At 72.1% G+C, this 21,691-nt stretch carries 19 protein-coding genes; 7 read left to right on the forward strand and 12 right to left on the reverse strand.

What is annotated here, in order from left to right:
• Positions 1-138: 138 nt before the first annotated feature.
• From AB0N17_RS27655 to AB0N17_RS27680, 6 genes are all read right to left on the reverse strand, one after another.
• Entirely contained in the window at positions 139-309 is a 171-nt protein-coding gene (locus tag AB0N17_RS27655; RefSeq protein ID WP_366014275.1) for an ankyrin repeat domain-containing protein, read from the reverse strand.
• Between the two features lie 96 nt (positions 310-405).
• Positions 406-1,335, reverse strand: coding sequence for a homocysteine S-methyltransferase (gene mmuM, locus AB0N17_RS27660; RefSeq protein ID WP_366014221.1), 930 nt, complete (start codon positions 1,333-1,335; stop codon positions 406-408).
• A 143-nt stretch (positions 1,336-1,478) separates the two neighbouring features.
• Positions 1,479-2,759: an MFS transporter gene (locus AB0N17_RS27665; RefSeq protein WP_366014276.1), complete on the reverse strand. Its 1,281-nt coding sequence runs from the start codon at positions 2,757-2,759 to the stop codon at positions 1,479-1,481.
• A gap of 17 nt (positions 2,760-2,776) precedes the next feature.
• Complete coding sequence (locus AB0N17_RS27670) at positions 2,777-3,316, reverse strand: helix-turn-helix domain-containing protein (RefSeq protein ID WP_366014222.1); 540 nt, start codon at positions 3,314-3,316, stop codon at positions 2,777-2,779.
• Between the two features lie 11 nt (positions 3,317-3,327).
• Positions 3,328-3,771 carry a MarR family winged helix-turn-helix transcriptional regulator gene (locus tag AB0N17_RS27675; RefSeq protein WP_366014223.1) on the reverse strand — a complete coding sequence of 148 codons (444 nt, stop codon included), beginning with the start codon at positions 3,769-3,771 and terminating at the stop codon, positions 3,328-3,330.
• A 172-nt stretch (positions 3,772-3,943) separates the two neighbouring features.
• Complete coding sequence (locus AB0N17_RS27680) at positions 3,944-4,825, reverse strand: NmrA/HSCARG family protein (RefSeq protein ID WP_366014224.1); 882 nt, start codon at positions 4,823-4,825, stop codon at positions 3,944-3,946.
• 101 nt (positions 4,826-4,926) lie between these two features.
• On the opposite strand from AB0N17_RS27680, the gene AB0N17_RS27685 reads away from it, so the two are divergent.
• The 4 genes from AB0N17_RS27685 (at position 4,927) to AB0N17_RS27700 (ending at position 8,845) form a co-directional block, all read left to right on the forward strand.
• Positions 4,927-5,406 (forward strand): MarR family transcriptional regulator, encoded by a 480-nt coding sequence (locus AB0N17_RS27685; protein ID WP_366014225.1) that lies wholly within the window; start codon positions 4,927-4,929, stop codon positions 5,404-5,406.
• Positions 5,407-5,606: 200 nt separating this feature from the next.
• Positions 5,607-7,331: a DUF2264 domain-containing protein gene (locus AB0N17_RS27690; protein ID WP_366014277.1), complete on the forward strand. Its 1,725-nt coding sequence runs from the start codon at positions 5,607-5,609 to the stop codon at positions 7,329-7,331.
• Between the two features lie 113 nt (positions 7,332-7,444).
• Complete coding sequence (locus AB0N17_RS27695; protein ID WP_366014226.1) at positions 7,445-7,813, forward strand: VOC family protein; 369 nt, start codon at positions 7,445-7,447, stop codon at positions 7,811-7,813.
• A 222-nt stretch (positions 7,814-8,035) separates the two neighbouring features.
• On the forward strand, positions 8,036-8,845 hold the full coding sequence (locus tag AB0N17_RS27700; RefSeq protein WP_366014227.1) for an isocitrate lyase/phosphoenolpyruvate mutase family protein: 810 nt from the start codon (positions 8,036-8,038) through the stop codon (positions 8,843-8,845).
• Here the strand turns inward: AB0N17_RS27700 and AB0N17_RS27705 are convergent.
• Positions 8,779-9,495 (reverse strand): alpha/beta hydrolase, encoded by a 717-nt coding sequence (locus tag AB0N17_RS27705; protein ID WP_366014228.1) that lies wholly within the window; start codon positions 9,493-9,495, stop codon positions 8,779-8,781. The genes AB0N17_RS27700 and AB0N17_RS27705 overlap by 67 nt on opposite strands.
• On the reverse strand, positions 9,492-10,082 hold the full coding sequence (locus AB0N17_RS27710) for a TetR-like C-terminal domain-containing protein (protein WP_366014229.1): 591 nt from the start codon (positions 10,080-10,082) through the stop codon (positions 9,492-9,494). The genes AB0N17_RS27705 and AB0N17_RS27710 overlap by 4 nt, the downstream gene beginning before the upstream one ends.
• A 185-nt stretch (positions 10,083-10,267) precedes the next feature.
• On the opposite strand from AB0N17_RS27710, the gene AB0N17_RS27715 reads away from it, so the two are divergent.
• The gene (locus AB0N17_RS27715) at positions 10,268-11,515 is read left to right on the forward strand and encodes an MFS transporter (protein WP_366014230.1); all 1,248 of its coding nucleotides are present in this window, start codon (positions 10,268-10,270) and stop codon (positions 11,513-11,515) included.
• Between the two features lie 122 nt (positions 11,516-11,637).
• Here the strand turns inward: AB0N17_RS27715 and AB0N17_RS27720 are convergent, their stop codons facing one another.
• From AB0N17_RS27720 to AB0N17_RS27735, 4 genes are all read right to left on the reverse strand, one after another.
• A complete protein-coding gene (locus tag AB0N17_RS27720; protein ID WP_366014231.1) occupies positions 11,638-14,529 on the reverse strand; it encodes a glycoside hydrolase family 2 TIM barrel-domain containing protein in 2,892 nt (963 codons plus the stop codon).
• 108 nt (positions 14,530-14,637) lie between these two features.
• Entirely contained in the window at positions 14,638-16,446 is a 1,809-nt protein-coding gene (locus AB0N17_RS27725; RefSeq protein WP_366014232.1) for a glycoside hydrolase, read from the reverse strand.
• Between the two features lie 62 nt (positions 16,447-16,508).
• Positions 16,509-17,819, reverse strand: a complete 1,311-nt coding sequence (locus AB0N17_RS27730) for an ROK family transcriptional regulator (RefSeq protein WP_366014233.1) — start codon at positions 17,817-17,819, stop codon at positions 16,509-16,511.
• Positions 17,820-17,968: 149 nt separating this feature from the next.
• Positions 17,969-19,231 (reverse strand): FAD-binding protein, encoded by a 1,263-nt coding sequence (locus AB0N17_RS27735; protein ID WP_366014234.1) that lies wholly within the window; start codon positions 19,229-19,231, stop codon positions 17,969-17,971.
• A 159-nt stretch (positions 19,232-19,390) separates the two neighbouring features.
• On the opposite strand from AB0N17_RS27735, the gene AB0N17_RS27740 reads away from it, so the two are divergent.
• Both AB0N17_RS27740 and AB0N17_RS27745 read left to right on the forward strand, forming a co-directional pair.
• On the forward strand, positions 19,391-20,065 hold the full coding sequence (locus tag AB0N17_RS27740; protein WP_366014235.1) for a pyridoxamine 5'-phosphate oxidase family protein: 675 nt from the start codon (positions 19,391-19,393) through the stop codon (positions 20,063-20,065).
• A gap of 58 nt (positions 20,066-20,123) precedes the next feature.
• Positions 20,124-21,467, forward strand: a complete 1,344-nt coding sequence (locus AB0N17_RS27745) for a radical SAM protein (protein ID WP_366014236.1) — start codon at positions 20,124-20,126, stop codon at positions 21,465-21,467.
• Positions 21,468-21,691: the final 224 nt, after the last annotated feature.

A 21,691-nucleotide genomic window follows, 5' to 3' on the forward strand; every position in this document is an offset into this window, starting at 1 on the left:
GGTCGCCAGTCGCCAGTCGCCAGTCGCCAGTCGCCAGTCGCCGGTCGCCGGTCGCCGGTCGCCGGTCGCCGGTCGCCGGTCGCCGGTCGCCGGTCGACTGTATGGGGTCGGCGGACGACCCGGGCGGACCACCGCCTGTCACAAAGGCGTATTGCCCTGCTCGTCCGGGGCGTCCACCCGCGCACCCGCTTCCAGGAGAGAACCGGCAGCGGCGGCATCCTGCTCATCCGCCGCGAAGTGCAGCGGCGTCCACCCTCGACGGCTCTCGCGCCCCAGGCCCTCCACCTCATCCCTCATGCCGACCATCATCACGAGGGTCGCCCCCCGCACGGACCGCCAAGCAACCAACGGTCACCGGCGCGGCGTCAGACGGTCTGTTCGGTCCAGGCTCACCACGCCGCATGCTCACGCCCCCGGTCCCAGCGTCGCCCTGATCGACGCGATCGCGTCCGGCCCCACCCGGCAGCACCCTCCGATCAACCGCGCCCCGGCCTCCCGCCACGCCTCGACCTGCTCGGCGCCGAACCGTGTCCGTCCCGTCCAGGCCCGCGCCTCCGCGTCCCACGCCTCCCCGCTGTTGGGGTAGACCACGACCGGCTTCCCGGTCACCCGGGCCGCGATCTCGACCGCCGGCGCCACGTCCTCCGGTGCGCAGCAGTTCACGCCGACCGCGATCACCTCGTCCGCGTCGGCGGCCGGGGCGAAGGCGTCCTCAAGGGGCTGTCCGGCGCGGGTGCGTCGACCGTCGACCGTGTACGACAGCCACGCCGGCACCCCCAGTCCACGTACCGCACGGAGCAGCGCGGCACCCTCGTCCGCATCGGGCACGGTCTCCAGCGCCAGTACGTCCGGTGCGGCGGCGGCCAGCACCTCAAGACGCGGTCGGTGGAAACGTTCCAGCCCGTCCTCGCTCAGCCCGTACCGGCCCCGGTACTCGGAGCCGTCGGCGAGCATCGCCCCGTACGGACCGACCGAGGCCGCCACCCACAGCGGTCGCCCGACGCCCGCCTTACCGGCCTGCCGGGCCGCCTCGCGGGCCAGTTCCACGCTCAGCGTGAGCAGCCGCGCGGCCTCCTCACGTCCGAGGCCGCGCCGTGCGAAGCCCTCGAAGGTGGCCTGGTAGCTGGCGGTGATGGCCACGTCCGCGCCCGCCAGGTAGTAGGAGAGGTGCGCTTCGGCGACCGCTTCCGGCCGCTCGGCGAGCAGCCGCGCCGACCACAGCTCGTCGCTCAGGTCGTGCCCGGCGGACTCCAGTTGGTTGGACATACCGCCGTCGAGCACGACCGTTCCGGCGGCGAGGGCTGCGGCGAGGCTGGGGGAGGTGTTGCTTGCCATGGTCACGACGCTAGTCGAAGCGGGCCACGGCCGGGCCGCTGCGTCCAGAGGCGGGCCCCGCCGTCCAGAGGTCGGGGTCGAGGTCGAGGAGTATCCGGTCCGGCACCGGCGCCCGGCTCGTTGTGACGCCTTCGCGTGAGGCGTCACAGCAAGTCGGGTGCGGTCTCCTGGGCGGGTTCCTCGGATGCCGGGCGATCCGGAGCCGGACCGTCGGCCGGGGTGGCGGCACGCAGTGCCGCTTCGACCCGGCGGTTGCTGGTCATGGACGCCGTGACGGCCGTCATCGCCAGGAGGAGGACGGCGGCGGCGTAGAGCGGGGTACGGATGTCGTAGGTGGTGGCCAGCCAGCCGCCGAGGAAGGCCCCGATGGGGGCGGCGCACATGGCCAGCATGCGGGAGGTGGAGGCGACCCGGCCCATGAGGTGGGCCGGGACGATCGCCTGCCGGAGGGAGGGCCCGAGCACCATCGTGGCGCCCATGCCGGCCCCGCAGACGGCGAGCGCCAGCCCGGCCGCGTACGGGTTCGGGGCAGCGGCCAGGCCCAGGATGGCAAGCCCTTCGATCGCGGCCGTGCAGGTCAGTGCGGTGCCGGTGCCGAGTCGTCGGCCAAGGGAGGAGGCGATGCCCGAACCGAGCAGACCGCCGGTTGCCTCCGCCGTGAGGAGCAGCCCGAAGCCGTAGGTGTCGATGCCGAGACGGTCGTGCGCGAAGAGGGCGAGGACGGTCTCCACAGCGAGGAAGGCGATGTTCCCGACCGCCGGGCGCAGCGCGAGCCCGAGCAGCAACCGGTCCCGGAAGACGCACGAGGCCCCGGCCCGCGCCTGCCGAAGCAGCGACTCGCGGACCTCCGGCACGGGCCGGGGCACGGCGGGAAGCGACCGAACGAGCAGTGCGGAGAGCATGAACGACACCGCGTCGGCGAGCAGCGGAACCGCCCGCCCGAGTGCGAGCAGTGCACTGCCCGCGGGTGGCCCCGCGAAGCCGGACATGGCGGTCTGGGCGCCGCGCAAGCGAGAGTTGGCTCGCTCCAGGAGCGCGGGGGCGCGGCCGAGCAGATCCGGCAGATAGGCCGTGGCGGCCGTGTCGAAGAAGAGTCCGCCGACGCCGAGCAGGAAGGCGACGGCCGTGAGCAGCGGAATGCTCAGCACGTCGAGCGCTGCCGCTGCCGCCGGTATCGCGAGCAGCATCGCACGCGCCGCGTCCATGACCCACATCGTGCGCCGGCGGTCCCAGCGGTCCACCAGCGCACCGCCGAGCAGGCCGAAGAGCAGCCACGGCAGCGTGCCGGCGGCCGTGACGACGGCGAGCGCCATCGGATCCCGCGTCAACGTCAGCGCGAGCAGCGGCAGTGCGGCCTGCATCACCCCGTCACCGAGCGAGGAGATCGTCTGAGCGGTCCACAGTCGTCCGAATCCGGCCGGCAACTTCGCGTCGGTAGGCGTCACTTGGAGTCCCCCTCTGCCTGCTCGCGCGGCGCCGGCCTGAACAGTGCGAAGGCGAGCGACACGTCCGGCAGCGACGGATCGGACAGCGCCCGGTACTCGTCCGCCAGTGCCTCCAACCGGGCACCGAGCTGCGCGAACTGCTCGTCGGTGAGGCGCAGATGGGCCATCCGTACGTACCGCTCGCCATCCGCCGGCGATGCCTCCAGGTCCGCCACCGCATGCCGCATCAGGACATCGGGCTGCCCCACCCCGGGATCCGGCAGCTCGATCGACCGTGCGGCCATCGCGTAGTACCGCTCGGTGACCCCCCGCACTTTCCGTGTCCGCACCACCTTCACCAGGCCGGCCCGCTCCAGCAGCCGCACGTGATAGCTGGAACTCCCCTTCGCGAGGCCGACCCGCTCGGCGATCTGCGTGATCGTCGCCGGCTCGAAGCGGAGCACGGCCATGATCCGGTGACGCGTGAGATTGGAGACGGCGCGCAGCTGTTCGTCCGTGGTGACGTGAAACGTCTCGGGCAGATCATCGGTAGCCATGCGAGCAATGGTCAACGATTCTTGACCATTAGGCAAGGGGTTTCGGCGCTCGTCGCCACGTCAAGGTTGTGGCTCATGCGTTCCAGGACGCGGACGGCTGTGCGGTACTCGTCCACGGAGATCCCGGTCATGGACAGCTCGCGGAACGCGTCGACGCGCGCGGCCACGTCGGTGAGGCGCCGGCGGCCATCAGGCGTGAGGGCGAGCCGGTTCGGTGCGGGGCGGTCCGCCCAGCCGTCGGCGACAACGGTGTCGACGGCGCCGGCCGGCGTGGCGATGTCGGCATTGGCGGCGAGGGCCGACAGGACTTCGGTGTCGGTGACCTCGGGGCTGTCCTGGATGACGTTAAGGACCTGCCAGGCGATTCGGGTGAGGCCGAACTCCTCCAGCATGCCGTTCATGTAGCAGGTGAGGGCCTTGTCGGCGCGGTTGAGCCAGTAGCCGATCGGTTTCATGAGCGTGCTCCTTCGCTGGTTTACTGTGTGTCCGGCCTCAACCGGGCAACGGTGTGAGTCGGTGGCCGCCGGCATGGCGGTGTCGGCGCGCCGAAGTGCGCGAGGCGAGGGGCGTTGCCGGTGGAAACCCGCGGACGTGGCCGGCCCCGGGCCACAGCCGCCGGCGTATATGTCACTGGGGCGTGGGCGTGTGGGACAGGAGGGCGGGCCAGTCCTGGGCGACGGCCCAGTCGGTGAAGCTGTGCCACCTGATATCGGGGTGGTCACGTCGTAGCCCGGTGACGTCGACGTCGAGGCCGACGGTGGTGAAGTACTCGAACATGTCTGCCAGGTCGGCCGATCGGGTCCGGACGTAGGCCAGGGGTACTTCCTGATGGGCGACCGGGAGGCCGATGACGGTCTCCAGGATCTCCGCCATCTGGCCGGGGGTGCACTCGTCGGAGGCGATGTCGATGCGGTGGCCGGCGAAGTCGTCACGGCGCTGGAGGGACAGCGCGGCGAACGCGCCGATGTCGGCGGCGGGGATGAGCGTGAGGGGCCGGTCGACGGGCATGGGCCAGGCGAAGGTGCCGTCGCGCAGCCCGTCGAGGGTCCAGCCGTCGGCGTAGTTGTCCATGAACGCCGCCGGGGCGATCACTGTCCAGGGCACCCCGGCTGCACGCAGGTGCCGTTCGATCAGGCGCTTGCTCTCGTAATGCGGGACGCCCGTGCGCCGGTCGGCGTGGGCGGCGGACGTGAACACGATGTGTCCGAGGCCGGCCTCTGCCGCGGCATCGACCAGGGCCTTGCCCTGCCGGACTTCGGTCGCGGTGTCGGTGCCGAACGGGGTGGTGACCGCGAAGAGGGAGTCCGCTCCGGTGAGGGCGGTCTCCAGCGACGGGCGGTCGTCGAAGTCGGCATGGCGCACCTCGGCACCGAGGCCGCGCAATGTGTGGGCCGCGGGCGAGTCGGGACGGCGGGTGAGTGCGCGCACCCGGTGTCCAGCTGCCAGCAGGGCGCGGGCGGTGGCTCCGCCCTGGGCTCCGGTGGCTCCGGTGACGGCGACGGTGAGCATGATTCTCCCCTTGGTAGTATTGCTGCGTGACGCATTAACTGCGCCACGCAGAAGACTAGGGAAGATTGCTGCGTCGCGCAGCGATTGGGAGTGTGATCCAGATGACAGACTCACGTCGGGCCCGGCTGTACGAGGAGTTGTCGAAGGAGTCCCGCCGCTACCTGGCGGCCTACGTGCTGTTCAACCAGGCCATCGCCGACCATCTCGGACTGCACCCCACCGACGTGCAGTGTCTGAGCCTGCTGACCGCAGAGCCCGGGCCCCTCACGGTCAAGCAGATCGCCGACATGACGGGCCTGACCACCGGCTCGGCCACACGCCTGGTCGACCGGCTCGAACGCGGCGGCTACGTGCTCCGCGCCCCCGACCCGCAGGACCGCCGTCGCGTGCTGGTCAGTCCGGTGCCGGAGCGCATCGCCCGGGTCACCGCGGTATGGGACGACCTCGGCCAGACCTGGCAGGCCCTCCTCGACGATCACACCGAGGACGAACTCGAGGTGATCACCCGGCACATGCGACGGGCACACGACCTCAGCCACGCCCAGATGCAGCGCTTGCGGTCCCGGCCGAAGCCGGACTGAGCCTGGGAAACGCCATGTCCCCGGCCGGACGCCGATGAGATGGCACACGGCGCGACCGCCTGCGCGGCGCGCCTGGTCCGCGACCGCTCCTCACCCAGCATCCGGTTCCCGAAGGCATCGTGCGGACGGGACGAGCCCTTGTCGCCCCCACCGGAACCGGGGCGCCCCGGGCACCGCCAGGAAGGACAGCCACCGCCGTGATCCAACTGCCCCCCGACGACCGCGACTCCAGCCCCCTGACCGGCTACACCCGCGCCCACTGGGAAGCCGCCGCCGACGCCCTGCTGGCCGCCGTGGAGCCCTACGCCACCCCCGACCGCGCCCTCTACCACCTCCCCGGCGACCACGTGAGCCACTCCGGCCACCTCTCCGACGGCCTGGAGGGATACGCCCGCACCCTGCTGCTCGCCGCCTTCCGCCGCGACGAGACCGCCCTCGGCCGGTACGCCGACGGCCTCGCGACCGGCCCCGGCGGCGTCTGGCCGCACATCGGACACCGCGGTCAGCCGCTCGTCGAGGCCGCCTCGATCGCGCTCGCCCTCCGGCTGACCCGGCCGCTGCTGTGGGACCGTCTGGACGACCCGGTACGCGAGCGGACGGCGGCCTGGCTGGCGGACGCACTCACCGCCGAGGCATGGCCGTGCAACTGGGAACTCTTCCCCGTCACCGTCGGCGGATTCCTGCAGGACATCGGCTACCGCACGGACGCGGCGCGCAAGGCCGTCGACCACGGCCTGGAACGGATCGAGGGCTGGTACCTCGGCCACGGCTGGTACACCGACGGCGACGGCCGCAAATTCGACTACTACAACGGCTGGGCCATGCACCTCTACCCGGTGCTGCACGCCTGGCTGTCCGGCGACCAGGACCTCCTCGACCTCTACGGCGGCCGGCTCCACTCCCATCTCGTCGACTACGCCCACCTGTTCGGCGCCGACGGCGCCCCGCTGCACCAGGGCCGCTCCCTGACCTACCGCTTCGCGACCGCGGCCCCGCTCTGGCTCGGCGCCCTCACCGGGCACACGCCGCTGCCCCCGGGGGAGACCCGGCGCCTGGCCTCCGGTGCGCTCCGGTACTTCCTCGACGGCGGCGCGGTCGACCGACGGGGCCTGCTCCCGCTCGGCTGGCTCGGCCCCGACGAGTCGGTCGTCCAGAACTACTCGGGCCCGGCCTCCCCGTACTGGGCGAGCAAGGGTTTCCTCGGCCTGCTGCTGCCCGCCGAGCACGAGGTGTGGACGGCCCCGGAGCAACCCGGCCCGGCCGAACGCGCCGACGTGGTACGGCCCGTACCCGTCCCCAACTGGCTGCTGCAGTCCACCCGTTCCGACGGACTGGTCCGGCTGCACAACCACGGCAGCGAGGACGCCCGCTACGACCCCTACTACACGCGCCTCGCCTACTCCACGGCCACCGTGCCCACGGCGACGTACGACAACAGCGTGATCGTCGACGGCGACCCGAGCCGTACCGGGATCGAACCGCTGGGCACCGGCGAGGGCTGGATCGCCTCCCGGCACGCCGTGCGCGAAGGCATCACCGTGACCAGCCTCGTGCTCGCCGAGGGCGCGGTGGAGGTGCGGGCCCACCTCGTCGCCGGTGCCCCGCCCGGGACCCCGGTGCGGATCACGGGCTGGGCCGCGGTGCGGGACGGGCTCGCCGGGCTCCGGTGCGAACTCACCCCCGTCTCCGGCCTGTCGGAAGACCTGGCCGGGCAGACGGGCACGGCCGAGGCCACCCTGTTCGTGGCGCTCGCCCGACTGACCGGTGAACCGGATCCCCGCCCCCTCACGGACCTGGTGGACGTGCGGATGCGCGACGGCTACGAGCTGAGCGTCGGCTGGGCGTCCGGCGCGGCCCGCGCTATCCGGTTCACGGAGCCGGACGGGCGATCAGCGGACGCGGGGTGGTCGGTGACGGTCCGGTGAGCTTGCCTTGGCGAAGGAGGGGAGGCGACGGGAGGGGGGAGGAGATGGGCGTAGGCCGGAAATGGTTGCGACGCACGTTGCCGTGCGGCGCGGCTGTCCGTGAGAATCCCGGCATGACCTCCCGGATCCGCCATGTGACGATCGACTGCGCCGACGCCTACGCCCTCGGTACCTTCTGGTCGAGGGTGCTGGGCGAACCCCTGCACGAGGACGATCATCCGGGTGACGAGATGGCGCTGATCGAGGGCGCGGGTCTGCTCTTCGTCACCGTGCCGGACGCCAAGTCCGTCAAGAACCGCCTCCACCTCGATCTCCAGCCGCAGGACCACGGCCGGGACGCTGAGGTCGAGCGCCTGCTCGGGCTGGGCGCCACCCTGGTCGACGACCGGCGGAAGGCCGACGGCACGGGGTGGGCGGTCCTCGCCGATCCCGAGGGCAACGAGTTCTGTGTGGAGCGGAGTGCGGGGGAGCGTGAGGGGTAGTGGGACGCCCGAGGGGGGGGCTTCGGCCGACCGTAGTCGGTATGCAGGATGCGGTCGCCGGTGGTCCGGAGCCTGTATGCGATCTTCACTCGCCGGCAGGCTGTATCCCGTGGTCATCCTGTCGTAGCCGGTAGCCGGTAGCCGGTAGCCGGTAGCCGGTAGCCGGTATACGGCCGGCATGGTTAGGTCGGCGCCGAACAGTCCCGTGCCTAGCCTGACCGTATGACCGCAGACCCCACCGTGACGTCCTTCGCCGGACTCCACCACCGCCCGGGCGAGCCCCTGCTGTTGCCCAACGCCTGGGACCACGCCTCGGCCGCCGCCCTCGCCGCCCGGGGCTTTCCCGCGATCGGCACGACGAGCCTCGCCGTGGCGGCGGCGGTCGGCCTGCCCGACGGGGAGGCGGCGACCCGCGAGCGCACGCTGGACCTCGCGACGGCGCTCGGCTCGGAGCCGTACCTCCTCTCGGTCGACGCAGAGGCCGGCTTCAGTGAGGATCCGGACGACGCGGCCGAGCTGGCACGGCAGTTGTGGGCCGTGGGGGTGGCCGGCATCAATCTCGAGGACGGTCTGGGGCCGAGCGACCGGCACGCCGCGAAGATCTCCGCCGTGAAGGCGGCCGTACCGGAGTTGTTCGTCAACGCCCGAACCGACACCTACTGGTCGGGCGACGGAGACGAACGGGAGACTCGGCGGCGGCTCGACGTCTACCAGCAGGCCGGTGCCGACGGGCTGTTCGTGCCCGGGCTGACCGACCCGGACCGGATCGCCGCCCTCGTACGTCACCTCGGGGCGCCGCTCAACATCCTCTACTCGCCTGCCGGGCCGACCGTCCGCCAGCTCGCCGACCTCGGCGTCCGCCGGGTCAGTCTCGGTTCACTGCTGTACCGGCGGGCGCTCGGCGCGGCACTGGACGCGGTGGCCGACATCGCCGAGGGACGCGCCCCCGCCGGTACGACCCCCTCCTACGCCGAGGTCCGCGCGCTGGAGCGCAGCGTCTCGGCGAGCAGGTCGGCGAACTCCACCGGGTGATCCAGTGTGCCCAGATGCCCGCCCGGGAACTCCGCGAACGCGCCGCCCAGCCGTTCGGCGAGGACTTCCGTCGTCCGGTGGAGGAGTTGACCCCGCGAGTCGGAGCCGGCCACGAGGCTCAGCCGGCCGGGGTCCGCGGTGAAGGCGGGCACATGGGCGCTGAACGGGCGCAGCACACGGGCCAGAAAGACCCCCATCGGGGTGGCCGACTCACCCTGAGCGGGCGGCCGTTCGGGCCCGTCCAGGTGGTCGATCAGCTCGGCCCGCCGCTCTGCGCCGTCCGGCAGCAGTGTCACGCACGGCGGCTCGTGCGCGACCACATGGGCCAGCCGCTCCGGATGCCGGGCGAGCAGCTCCAAGGCCGCGATACCGCCGGAACTGGTCCCGAACACGTACGCGGACTCGCCGGCGGGCAGCACCGCCTCCAGCACCCGGTGCGCCCCGTCGCTCCAGTCGGCCACGCGCTGCTCGGGCACCGGTTTCCCGAGCCGGCCGTGGGCGAGGCCGAGCGGGTCGTACGTCACCACGGTGAAGCCCGACGCCAGCCGCTCGGTCAGCGGCCCGAGCCCCATGGGGTGCCCGGCACCGCCCGGGACGATCAGCAGCACGGGGCCGCTGCCGGTGATGTCGTGGAAGGGCGGTTCGGTCATCGTCGGTCTTCTCCGGTCGTCTCGCGCGGCCAGTGGACGAGGGTCAGGTGCAGGGCGTCGATCGCCTTCTCCCAGGACGCCCGTACGTCCCGGTCCGCGCCGAAGCCGCCGGCGGACTCCAGGACGCAGTAGCCGTGGAAGGTGCTGCGCAGCAGGCGCACGGCGTCCGTCAGGTCCGGTTCTCCGAGGCCGTAACCGCGCAGCATCCCGTAGGTGATCTCGGCGGTGCGGCGCAGCGCCGGGGAGTCGGCGATCAGGGACTGGTCGATGCGGATCTGGGTGGCGGCGTACCGGCCGGGGTGCTCTAGGGAGTAGGCGCGGTAGGCGTCGGCGAAGGCGGCCAGCGCGTCCTTGCCCGCGCGGCCCGCCACGGCCACCGCGATCCGGTCGATCAGCTCACCGCCCGCGCGCAGCGCCAGCCGGGAGCGCAGGTCGTCCAGGCCCCGGACGTGCGAGTACAGGCTCGCGTCCTTCACGCCGAAGCGGCGGGCCAGCGCGGACAGGGTGACGTTCTCGAACCCGGCCTCGTCGGCGAGTTCGGCGGCGGCCGCGACGACGCGGTCGGCGGTGAGGCCCGCTCTGGCCATGGCGTCTGCCCTTCCCTCAGTTTCCTAGTCATCCTAGGTTACAGCCTAGGTACACCAGGAATCGGGAAACTGACGATCCGTCGCCCGAAGGGACGGGCAACGGAAGCGGCGTCCTCCCGGCCGGGCCCGGCGGCTTAAGGTGGCCGGACGCTGCGAAGGGGGGAACGGTGAAACGAGAGAAGCGAGTGAAGCGAGGAACGGGCAGACCGGCGAACGCGTCTGACCGTGACGGATCCCAACCCCTTTGGCGGCAAGGAGACTTCACCGTCTTCTGGGTCGCGCAGACCCTCTCCGTGCTCGGCGACTCCTTCGCCCTGATCGCCCTGCCCCTGCTGGTCCTGGAGACCACCGGGTCGGTGGCCCGCATGGGGTTGCTGACCGCAGTGGGCGGGGCCGCCGCCGTCCTCGCCGCGGTCTTCGCCGGCACCGTGGTGGACCGGGTGGACCGGCGCCGGCTCCTCATCGGCTGCGACCTCGTCCGCATGGCGCTCTACGGCCTGATCCCGCTCGTGTGGGCGTTCGACCCCCACATCTGGCTGCTGTACGCGGTGCTGCCCGTCTGCGAGGCCGTCGGCATGTTCTTCGCGGTCGGTTACGTCACCGTCGTCCGCGGCCTCGTCGGCACCGCCCGTCTCACCGAGGCCAACGGCCTGCTGAACGCCACCGCGGCGGCGGCCGGCGTGCTCGGACCGCTGTGCGCGGGCCTGGTCGCCGCCCGGACCGGTCCTGCCACGGCCATCGCCGTCGACGCGGCCAGCTTCGCGGTCTCCGCCCTCTGTCTGCGAGGAGTACGACTGGGCGCGCGGACCGGCGACGACACACCCGCCCCGGGTGGTCGCACCGTCCGCGAGGACCTGCGCACCGGGATCTCGTTCCTGCGCCGGCACCCGCTGCTGCGCGCGCTCACCGTGCTGCTGTTCGGCTTCAGCTTCCTTACCCTCGGCCTGACCGACCTGGTCATCTACCACCTCAAGCACGATCTCGGCCACGACGACGGCACCGTGGGCACCGTCATGGCGGCAGGCGCGGTCGGCACTATCGCCGGTTCCCTGCTCGTCGCCCGCGTCCGCCGCCTGCTCGGCTTCGGACCCACCTGGATCGGCGCGATCGCACTGTGCGGACTGGTCTGCGCCGCCCTGGGCCCGGTCCGCACGGTGTCCGGGGTCGCCGTGCTCAGCGCCGCCTTCCTGGCCGGCGCCGGCATCGCGGGCACGTGCTCGATGTCCCTGCGCCAGGAGGTCACCCCCGAGCGCCTGCTCGGCAGGGTCACCTCCGCCTACTGGACCCTGCAGTACTCCGCGGCCCCCGTCGGCGCCGCTCTCCTCACCTGGGCCGCCGAACAGTGGGGCACCACACCGGCAGCCCTGACCGCGGGGGGCGCGTGCGTCCTCATCGCCCTCGCGGCCCTGCTCACCCCGATCCGCACGGCCTGACCTCCGGCGCCGGTGCCCCGTCGCCGGCGCCGACGAGGGCGACAGCCTGCGCACGGCGCGTCCAAGGCCGGCCGGGTGGAGAGCCGGCCGGCCGCGGGGTGCGCCAGGAGTGTGCCGGTCGGTCAGCCGGTCCGCGAGAAGACGAAGGAGAACTCCGCGGGCTCGGCCCGCAGGTGGTACTGCGGCAGCGGGGCCGGGCCGCAGGACTGGGAGCCGATGCCGTGCTGGCCGTGGTCGAGGTTGACCCAGACCCCCGCGGCGGACCCGCTGCCGGACGCGGCGCCGGGCACCAGATCCGTGCGGTGGGTGGCCGCGTCCAGCTGCTCGGTGGTCCAGCGACGGGCCGTGAGGAAGAACGCCGGGTCGCCCTCGATCCGCAGACCGCCGAGCTCGGCCCAGCGGACGTCGATGCGGGCGCCGTTCTCCTGGGGACGGACGTACGGCGTCTGCATACCGTCCACGGTCGACTGCCAACGGCCGATCGCAGACGCCATCCTGGTGTCCGGATACGCCTCACCGGGCCCGCCGCCGTACCACTGCACACGGTCGGCGGCCGACAGTCCGAAGCGGATGCCGAGCCGGGGGAGGGGGACGCTCCAGTCACCGTCCGGGATGGTGCATACGGTCAACCGCAGACGGTCGCCGTCCGACGTCCAGCGGTATACCGTCGACAACCCCATGTCCCGCGCGGCCGGCGCCACCCGGGTGCGGACGGTCAGCGCGTCCTCGCCGACCTCGACCGCGTCCAGCCGGTGCCGCATCCGGTGCAGGCCCAGCTTGCGCCACAGCAGGCCGTAGCGGAGGTCGGACTGCCAGGCGGCGCCGTCGTCGTTGTCGGTGGTGGCCCGCCACACGTCGAGGCGCAGACCCGACACGCCCACGGAACCGACGGACGTCAGGGCGCCGGTGCGGGCGTCGAAGGTGCCCGGCCCGAGCCTGATCACGCCGTCGCCGGGCTCCGGCCGGGCGGTCGCCGCGAGCGACGGCACCCGGCGCTCGGACACCCGGACCTGGCCCCAGGCGACGACGTGGTCCTTCGGCGCCCACGAGGTGTCCGCGGCCGGCACGGCCCGGACCGTCCAGTGGGCCTCGCCGGCCGGCGCGCCGGCGGGCGGTGCGGGCAGTTTGACGTCGGCGGACTCGCCGGGCGCCAGCGCGGGCACCGCCAGGGTGCCGGAGTCCACGGTCTCCCCGTCGACCTGGTACGACCAGACGAAGTCCAGCGCCGACAGGTCGGCGAAGTCGTACTTGTTGGTGACGCGGACCGTGCCGTCCGTGCCGTCGCCCGCGATGCCGACCGGCTCGATGACCTTCTTGTACTCGACCAGGCCGGGAGAGGGCCGCCGGTCCGGGAAGAGCAGGCCGTCGCAGACGAAGTTGCCGTCGTGCAGCTCCTCGCCGAAGTCGCCGCCGTAGGCGTAGCCCAGTTCCGGATGCGCGATGCCGTGGTCGATCCACTCCCAGACGAATCCGCCCTGCAGCCGGTCGTACGTCTCGAACAGCCGCTGGTAGTCGGCGAGTCCGCCGGGGCCGTTGCCCATGGCGTGACCGTACTCGCAGAGGATGAAGGGGAGTTCACGGCGTTTCCCGGGCCCGCCGTCCAGGCCCTGGCCGATCCGCTCGACCTCGGCGTGGTCGGCGTACATCCGTGAGTACACGTCCGTGTCGCGGCAGGTGAGGTCGCCCTCGTAGTGCACCGGCCGGGAGGGGTCACGGCCGTGGATCCACTCGGCCATCGCGGTCAGACCGCGTCCGGTGCCGGCCTCGTTGCCGAGGGACCAGATCACCACCGAGGGATGGTTCTTGTCCCGCTCGACGGTGCGGGCCGCCCGGTCCAGCAGGGCCGGGGTCCAGCGGTCGTCGTCGACGGGGTTGTCCCGCCAGGCCTGCTCGGTGAACCCGTGGGTCTCCAGGTCGCACTCGTCGATCACCCACAGCCCGTACGCGTCGCACAGGTCGAGGAAGGCGGGGTGCGGCGGATAGTGCGAGGTGCGGACGGCGTTGATGTTGTGCCGCTTCATCAGCAGCACGTCCTCGCGCATGGTGGCGAGGTCGAGGGCGCGTCCCTTCTCCGGGTGCCATTCGTGCCGGTTGACGCCCCGGAAGAGCACGGGCGTGCCGTTGACCTTGATCAGGCCGTCGGCCTGCTCCACGGTACGGAAACCGACGCGCAGCGGCACCCGCTCGCCCTCGGTGGCCAGCTCGCCCGTGTACAGCCGCGGTGTCTCCGCCGACCACGGTTCGACGGGCACGGTCACGCTGTCGCCGGTCGCCATGTCGATGCCGAGGTCCGGGACGGTGACCCGGCCGTCCACGCCGGAGTCGACCCGCAGGGTGCCGGTGCCGGCCAGGTGGTCGTAGGACGCGTGCACGAAGAAGTCGTGGGCGCTGCCCGCCGGGCGGTGCAGCAGGGTGACGTCCCGGAAGATCCCGGGCAGCCACCACTGGTCCTGGTCCTCCAGGTACGAGCCCGCCGACCACTGGTGGACCCGGACCGCCAGTACATTGCCGACAGTCTTCAGCAGATGGCCGACCGCGAACTCGTGCGGCAGCCGGGAGCCCTTGAACTCGCCGAGGTCCGTGCCGTTCAGCCACACGCGGGCGCAGGACTCCACCCCGTCGAAGCGCAGTACGGCTCCGCCCTCGGTGAGCTCGGGCCAGTCCTGCGGCAGGTCGAAGACCCGCAGATGGTCGCCGGTCGGGTTCTCGGTGGGCACCCGCGGCGGGTCCACCGGGAACGGGTAGAGGTGGTTGGTGTAGATCGGGGAGCCGTGCCCCTGGAGGACCCAGTGGCCGGGGACCGCGATCTGCGCCCAGTCACCGGCGTCGTACCCCTCCGTGGCGAAGGAGTCGTCCTCGGCGTCGGCGGTCGGCGACAGCCGGAAGCGCCAGCTTCCGTTCAGGGACAGGGACACGGCGTCCGAGGACGCGTACCAGGCGCGGGGCGGCAGTGCCCCGGTGCCCGGTGAGACGTCCTCGACGTAGTCGGTCGCGGTGCGGGTGCGCAAGGACATCGGTCTCCTCGTTGCTGGTGCTCGGTGCCGGCATGCTGACGTCGTTGTCTGCCGGAATGCGGCTGCGGCTCAGGTGCCCGGCGGCCCTCGGTGCGGGGGCGGGGTGCGCTACTGCCTGGACCAGGCCTCGTTGGGACCGCCGTTGCAGCTGTACAGGATCACCGTGCTGCCGTCGGCGGTCCCCTGTCCGCTGACGTCGAGGCACTTGCCCGACGCCTCGTTCACGATCTGCCCGTCGGAGTTGAGCAGCCAGCGCTGCGTCCCGTCACCGGTGGCCGTGCCGCTGGTCACCGGCCCTGAACCACCGGCCGTCAGATAGCCGTTGACGCCCTTCAGGGTGCCCCGCGCGTCGTACGTCCAGGACTGGCCCGGCGCGCCCGTGCAGGAGGCGATCGCGGCCCCGGCGGCGTCGGCGGTCAGGCACTTGCCCGACTGCCGCCCCGCCAGCGCGCCGGTCAGCGCCGAACTGCCGTGACCCTTCTGGTCGAGGACGTACGTCGTGATCGAGCGGGGCGCGAGGGTGGCGGACAGGGATCCGCCGCTGACCGACGGTTCGGCGACCTTCGCCCAGTCCTCGTCGGCGGAGGTCCGTACCGCCTGTGCCGACCGCACCGGGGTCGCGCTGTTGAAGTGCAGATTCAGGGCCGTGCCCGTGGTGTTGTGGTTGTTGACCACGACGACCCACCTGCCGTCGCGGTCGTACGCCGACACCTCCACGCCCGCCGGTGCCCCCGTGACGTTGTGCGCGACCGCGCCGGGCCGGACGAACTTGCTGTACTGGCCCAGCGCGTAGTACCGCTTGGTGAAGTACAGCTTCTGGTCGCCGTTCGACGCGTAGTCGGGGTCGTAGTAGATCAGGCCGTCGTTCCAGCCCTCGTCGTTCTTCGTGGCCGGGTCGCCGCCGTAGCCGCCGGCGAGCGCCACCCACCACTGGAACGCCGAGTCGTGCGAGGTCGCGAAGTCCTTGTAGACGATCCTCGACATCAGCAGGGCGTTGTCGATGGTCGGGTCGTACTCCTGGTTCCAGCCCGTGCCGCCCTTGCCGAAGCAGCAGATCTCGGTGGCCCAGGACGTCTTGCCGACCGACTTCGACGTCTCGTAGACGTTGCCGAGCCGACCGTCGTCGGGGTTGTCGTACGTGTGGTGCGCCAGCTTGGACACGTACGGCGCGGTGCCCGGCTGCGCGATCCACTGCGGCACTTCGCCGGTGAACTGCGTCGTCCGGCTCGACTCGTCCGCGATGATGCCGGTCTTCAGGTGCCGGGCCCGCTGCTCGGCGCCCAGCGCGCGCACGATGTCGTCACGCTGCTCGACCGGGACCGGCATGCCTTCCTGGCCGCAGTCGGCGAAGCTGTTGTCCGGCTCGTTGAACGGGCTGATGTAGTCGAACTTCACGCCCTGGCGCGCGAAGTGGTCCGTGACGTCCGCGACGTACGTGGCGAAGTCGGCCTCGTTCTCCGCCTTCAGCCGGCCGCCGCAGCTCTTGCCGTTCGTCGTCCACCGGGCGGGGGCGCTGTTGACGAAGCCGATCAGGTCCTCGACGCCGTACCGCGCGGCGTACGTGAGGAACGTGCGGCCGCCCTCGTCCCTGCTCCAGTCGTAGGAGCCGTCGGGTGCGAGGAAGTCCTCGGCGGCGCGTGCGGGGGTGGTGACCGCGGTACCGCCGCCGCCGATGTTGTAGCGGTACGCGCTCAGGTCCAGCCCCTGCGGGGAGAAGAGGAGCCGGGCGACCCGGGCCTGGACCGCGGGGTCGAAGTGCTGGAGGTCGTTGACCCACCAGGCGCCCGAGACGCCGATGTCGTCGATCGTCTGGGCGGCGTGCGGGGAGACCTCCGCGGCGGCCGGGGCGTCGGTGGCACCCGCGGCCGGGGCGGTGAGCAGGGCCGCGGTGACGGCCAGCGCGGCCGGGACCGCCATCAGCAGGGACCTTGCGCGGAGGTGAGCGGTGCGGGGCTGAGACACGTGCAACCCTTCCGTCGTCATGAAGGCGGTGCGGTACGGCTCCTTGCGGGGGTGGTGCGCCTGATGGTGTCGTCGGTGATGCCGTTGCCGGTGCCCGCCTGCGTGTTCGTTTCTTTCGAGGGACGCTTCGAGCCCCGCAGCCCGACGGACTGCAGCGCGCCCTCCAGCGCGAACGTGGCCGCGCCGAGGGACACCGGGTCGGTGGGGATCGGGGAGAGGACGATCTCGGTGGCAGCCAGCGGCCGGCGCAGCGCGTGCCGGGCGACGGCCCGGCGGACCTCGTCCAGCAGCGGCTCGCCCAGCCGGGAGGCCACCCAGCTGCTGAGCACGACCACTTCGGGGTTGAGGAGGTTGATCAGATCGGAGACACCGGCGCCGAGGTAACGGGCGGTGTCCTGGACGACCTTGACCGCGACGGGGTCGTTCGCGGCGACCGCACGGGCCAGCGCGGCGATGGTGGCGGTCTGGTCCTCGGGGTGCAACAGGGCGGACCGAGGGCTCAGTTCGCGCAGGTTCTGCATGATGCCGGGGGCGCCGACGTACGTCTCGACACAGCCGTGGTCGCCGCAGTGGCACAGCCGTCCGTCGAGCACGAGCGTGGTGTGCCCCCACTCGCCGGCACTGTTGCTCACGCCCCGGTGCAGCCCGCCGCCGAGGGCCAGCCCGGCGCCGACCCCGGTGCCGAGGTTCACCACCACGGCGTCCCCGCGGCCCCGCGCCGCCCCGAACCACAGCTCGGCCACCGTGCAGGCGCGCAGCGGGTTGTCCAGGTACAGCGGGAAGGTGATGTGCTCGGCGAGCAGGTCGAGCAGCGGTACGTCGCGCCAGTCGAAGTTGGGGGCGTACACGGCGACGCCGGTGTCCCGGTCCACCTGGCCCGGCACGCTCACCCCGACGCCGAGGACGCGCGCCGCCTCGACCCCGGCCTGGGCGACGACCGAGCCGACGGCGGCGGCCACATGGCCGACCACCCGCTCCGGGCGGCTCTCACCCGGCCGTATGTCCTCCTCGGCGCGGGCCAGCACGTTCAGGGCAAGGTCGAACAGTTCGACGTGGACGTACGTCTCGGCGATGTCCACGCCGATCAGCGCACCGCCCGACGCGTTGACGGCGACCAGGCCGCGCGGCCGGCCGCCGGATGAGTCCTCGAACCCGACCTCGGTGATCATGCGCAGGTCCAGCAGCTCGCCGACGAGCGTGGCGACCGTGGCCAGGCTCAGCCCGGTGGCGGCGGCCAACTCCTGCCGGGACGTCGGGGATTCGGCGATGATCTGGCGCAGCACCTCGTAGCGGTTCGCGGTGCGGATGTCACGTGATGTGCGCTTCACGCGGCTGCCCCTCCCTCCCGTCCAGGCCGGGCCGATGCCACGTCGAGCACCGGCGCGGGCGCCAGGCTAGGGGCTGGGAGGGACTTTCGACAAGGGGTTAGGAAAGGGGGTGGAGGAAGCGGCGGGAGTCCGAGAGCGGGAGGCCTCCGTCAGTCGTCGAGCAGGTTTCGTACGAAGGCGTTGGTGAAGATGCCGGCCGGGTCGAGGGAGCGGGCGAGGGTCCGGAAGTCGTCGAGGCGTGCATACCGTCCACGGACGACCGTCGACGGGATGTCGTACACCTTCCCCCAGTGCGGGCGCGGTTCGAACGGCGCCAGCGCCTCCTCCAGCCGCCGTACCACCGGCCGTACGGCCGCCTCGTCCCGCACCCAGGTGAAGTGCAGCGCGACCGAGTCCCGCCCGTGCGCCGGGCTGAGCCACTGCGCGTCGGCGGCGACCGTCCGCACCTCGCAGGTCTGCAGTACACCGGCGACCGTCGACCGGATACCGTCGATTGCATACAGTGCATCGACCGCGGTCGACCGCGGCAGCAGATACTCCGACTGGATCTCCTCCCCGCTGCTCGGCGTGAACTCCGCCCGGAAGTGCGGCAGCCGCTCGTGCCACGGCCCGGGCACGCCCTGCTGCTCGGTGCAGTAGGTCGCCGGCATGCCCGGCACCGGGTGCAGCGGCCCCGTCGCGGGCGCCGCCCATGGGAAACGCAGCGCCGGCCGGTCGGTGCGCCGCTTGACCCACACCTGCCGGAAGCCCGGCTCCCGCCAGTCGGTGAACAGACTGACGCTGTACCCGGCGGCCATCACGGCGTCGAAGTCCAGCCCGTACAGCGGGAGTTCGGTGAACAGGTGCTGTTCCACCCGGTAGGCCGGCTCCAGGTCCAGGGTGAGCGCGGTGACGACGCCGAGCGCGCCCAGCGAGGTCACGGCGCCGTCGAAGCGCGCGTCACCCCGGGTGATCGTCACCGTCGAACCGTCCGCGACGACCAGCTCCACCTCCCGGACGGCCGATGCCAGCGGCGCGTTGCCGACGCCCGAGCCGTGGGTGCCGGTCGCCACCGACCCGGCCACCGAGATGTGCGGCAGCGACGCCATGTTGGGCAGGGCGAGGCCGTGCGCGTGCACCGCGTCGGCCAGTTCGGCGTAGCGGACCCCGCCCGACACCCGTACCGTGCGCGCCGCCGTGTCCACCTCGAGCACCGGCGGCAGAGCGGCGGTGGAGACCAGGACGCCGTCCGCGCCCGGGTCGGCGATCCGGTTGAAGGAGTGCCCGCTGCCCAGCACCCGCACCCGCGCCCCGGCCGAGACCAGTGCCCTGAGCGCGTCGAGCGTGCGCGGCCGGTGGAACTCCTTGGCGGTGTAGGTGATGGTGCGCGCCCAGTTGGTGACTGGTCCCGCGGTCTGCGCTGCCTCTGTCATCCGTGCGGTCCTCCCGGAGAGTGCGTGTCCGGCGACCTTCTCACCGGAGTGAGGCGCTGTAAGGGCACTCTGCGGATTTCGTCGTTCATGCGGCGCACTGATGCGATATTCGCAAATTCTCTAGCGATGATCTGGTGATATCGCATATCGTTACGGCCCATGACCACGGAACCGCTTTCCGCTCGCCTCCCGGTCACCGACCGCACCCGCCACCGCCGTCTGCGCGAGCAGGGCAGCCTGGACCGGTCGGAGCTGGAGGCGATCCTCGACGCCGGGTTCGTCTGCCATCTGGGCGTGGTGACCGAGGGGCGCCCGGTCGTCGTGCCCACGGTGTACGGCCGGGACGACCGGTGGCTGTACCTGCACGGCTCCGTGGCCAGCCGCAGTCTCGCCCCGGACGTACCGGTGTGCGTGACCGTCACGCACGTCGACGGGCTCGTCGTCGCCCGGTCCGTCTTCGAGCACGGTGTGAACTACCGCAGCGCCATGATCCACGGCACGGCCCGCAAGGTCACCGACCCCGAGGAGAAGCTGGAGGGTCTGCGCCTGCTCACCGAGCACTCCGCGCCGGGCCAGTGGTCGTACGCCCGCCGCCCGAACCGCAAGGAGCTGGCCGCCACCACCCTCCTCGCCCTCTCCCTCGAAGAGGCCTCCGTGAAGATCCGCGCCGGCGCCCCGGACGACGGCGACGGCCCCGATGCGGCCCTCGGCCTGTGGGCGGGCGTCCTGCCGCTCACCACGGCCTGGGGCGCCCCGCGGCCCGACCCGGCGCTGCCGCCCGGCATCGCCGTACCGGACCACCTCGCGCGCCGCGCGGGGACCCGGCACGGCTGAGCCGGAGGCGGGGGCATACGGTGAGAGGCGAACGCCTGAGCCGGGAGGAGAAAGACGGATGGGCAGTCGCACCGCGCTGGTCGAGGATCTGATGGAGCGGTTCCCGCATGTGCCACGGGAAGCCGTTTTCAAGGAGGACCTGCTCCGGGGCGGTGTCGCCTTCGACCGCTCCGCCCTCAGTGACAACGAGGACGGCGACGTCAAGCCGAAGTCGTACTTCATCTTCTCCTTCGACCACGGCACCCTGCCCGAGCTGGGCGAGGCCGCGCTGCGCCGGCCCCCGGAGGAGATCATCCTCACGGGCGGCCCGTACGACCTGCGCCGCACGGTGGTCTCCGTACGGGTGAACCCCGCCTCGCCGTACCGGGTCGCCGCCGACGAGGAGGGGCGGCTCGGTCTCTACCTGGACGGCCGGCGCATCGCCGACGTCGGAGTGCCGCCCATGCCGGAGTACTACCGGCACACCCTCTCCAACGGGAAGTCCGTGATGGAGGTGGCCCCCACCATCCAGTGGGGCTACCTGATCTACCTGACCGTCTTCCGGGTCTGCCAGTACTTCGGCGCCAAGGAGGAGTGCCAGTACTGCGACATCAACCACAACTGGCGCCAGCACAAGGCCGCCGGCCGGCCGTACACAGGGGTCAAGGACGTCGAGGAGGTCCTCGAAGCCCTGGAGATCATCGACCGGTACGACACCCAGAAGGCGTCCACCGCGTACACGCTGACCGGCGGAGCGATCACCAAGACGGTCGCCGGACGGGACGAGGCCGACTTCTACGGCCTGTACGCCAAGGCCATCGAGGAGCGCTTCCCGGGCCGCTGGATCGGCAAGGTCGTGGCGCAGGCGCTGTCCAAGGCGGACGTGCAGCGGTTCAAGGACTACGGCGTGCAGATCTACCACCCCAACTTCGAGGTGTGGGACCGGCGGCTGTTCGAGCTGTACTGCCCCGGCAAGGAGCGCTACGTCGGCCGGGACGAGTGGCACAAGCGGATCCTGGACTCCGCCGACGTGTTCGGCGCGCGCAACGTGATCCCGAACTTCGTGGCCGGCGTGGAGATGGCGGAGCCGTTCGGCTTCACCACCGTGGACGAGGCCATCGCCTCCACCACGGAGGGGCTGCGCTTCTTCATGTCGCACGGCATCACGCCCCGCTTCACCACCTGGTGCCCGGAGCCCACCACCCCGCTGGGCAAGGCCAACCCGCAGGGCGCGCCGCTGGAGTACCACATCCGGCTGCTGGAGGCCTACCGCGCCACCATGGACGACTTCGGCCTGTCCTCCCCGCCCGGCTACGGCCCGCCCGGGCCCGGCCGCGCGGTCTTCTCCGTCAGCTCCTTCATGGACAGCCTCCCCGCGGCCGAACCGGCGGGCGAAGCCGCGGAGGAACCGGCCGAGGCCTGAGTGCGCGCATCGGGCGGCGCGCACCGGACCGCCGGGGGCGGTGAGACGGACCGCCCCCGCGTCCGTATCGAAGGGCGGAGTTGTGGGCTCGCAGCGGCGCGCATCCGCCCCGACACGTTCGGTGACCGGATGCGAACAGGCCGCTTGTCAGTTGTGTCGGCGACGTGAAAGGCTCGGTGTCCTGCCGCGGGGTTCCATGCAACTCCCGTCTCTCTATGATGAGT

This window comes from Streptomyces sp. NPDC051133 (genome assembly GCF_040682635.1).
In the GTDB taxonomy this organism is placed as follows: Bacteria; Actinomycetota; Actinomycetes; order Streptomycetales; family Streptomycetaceae; genus Streptomyces.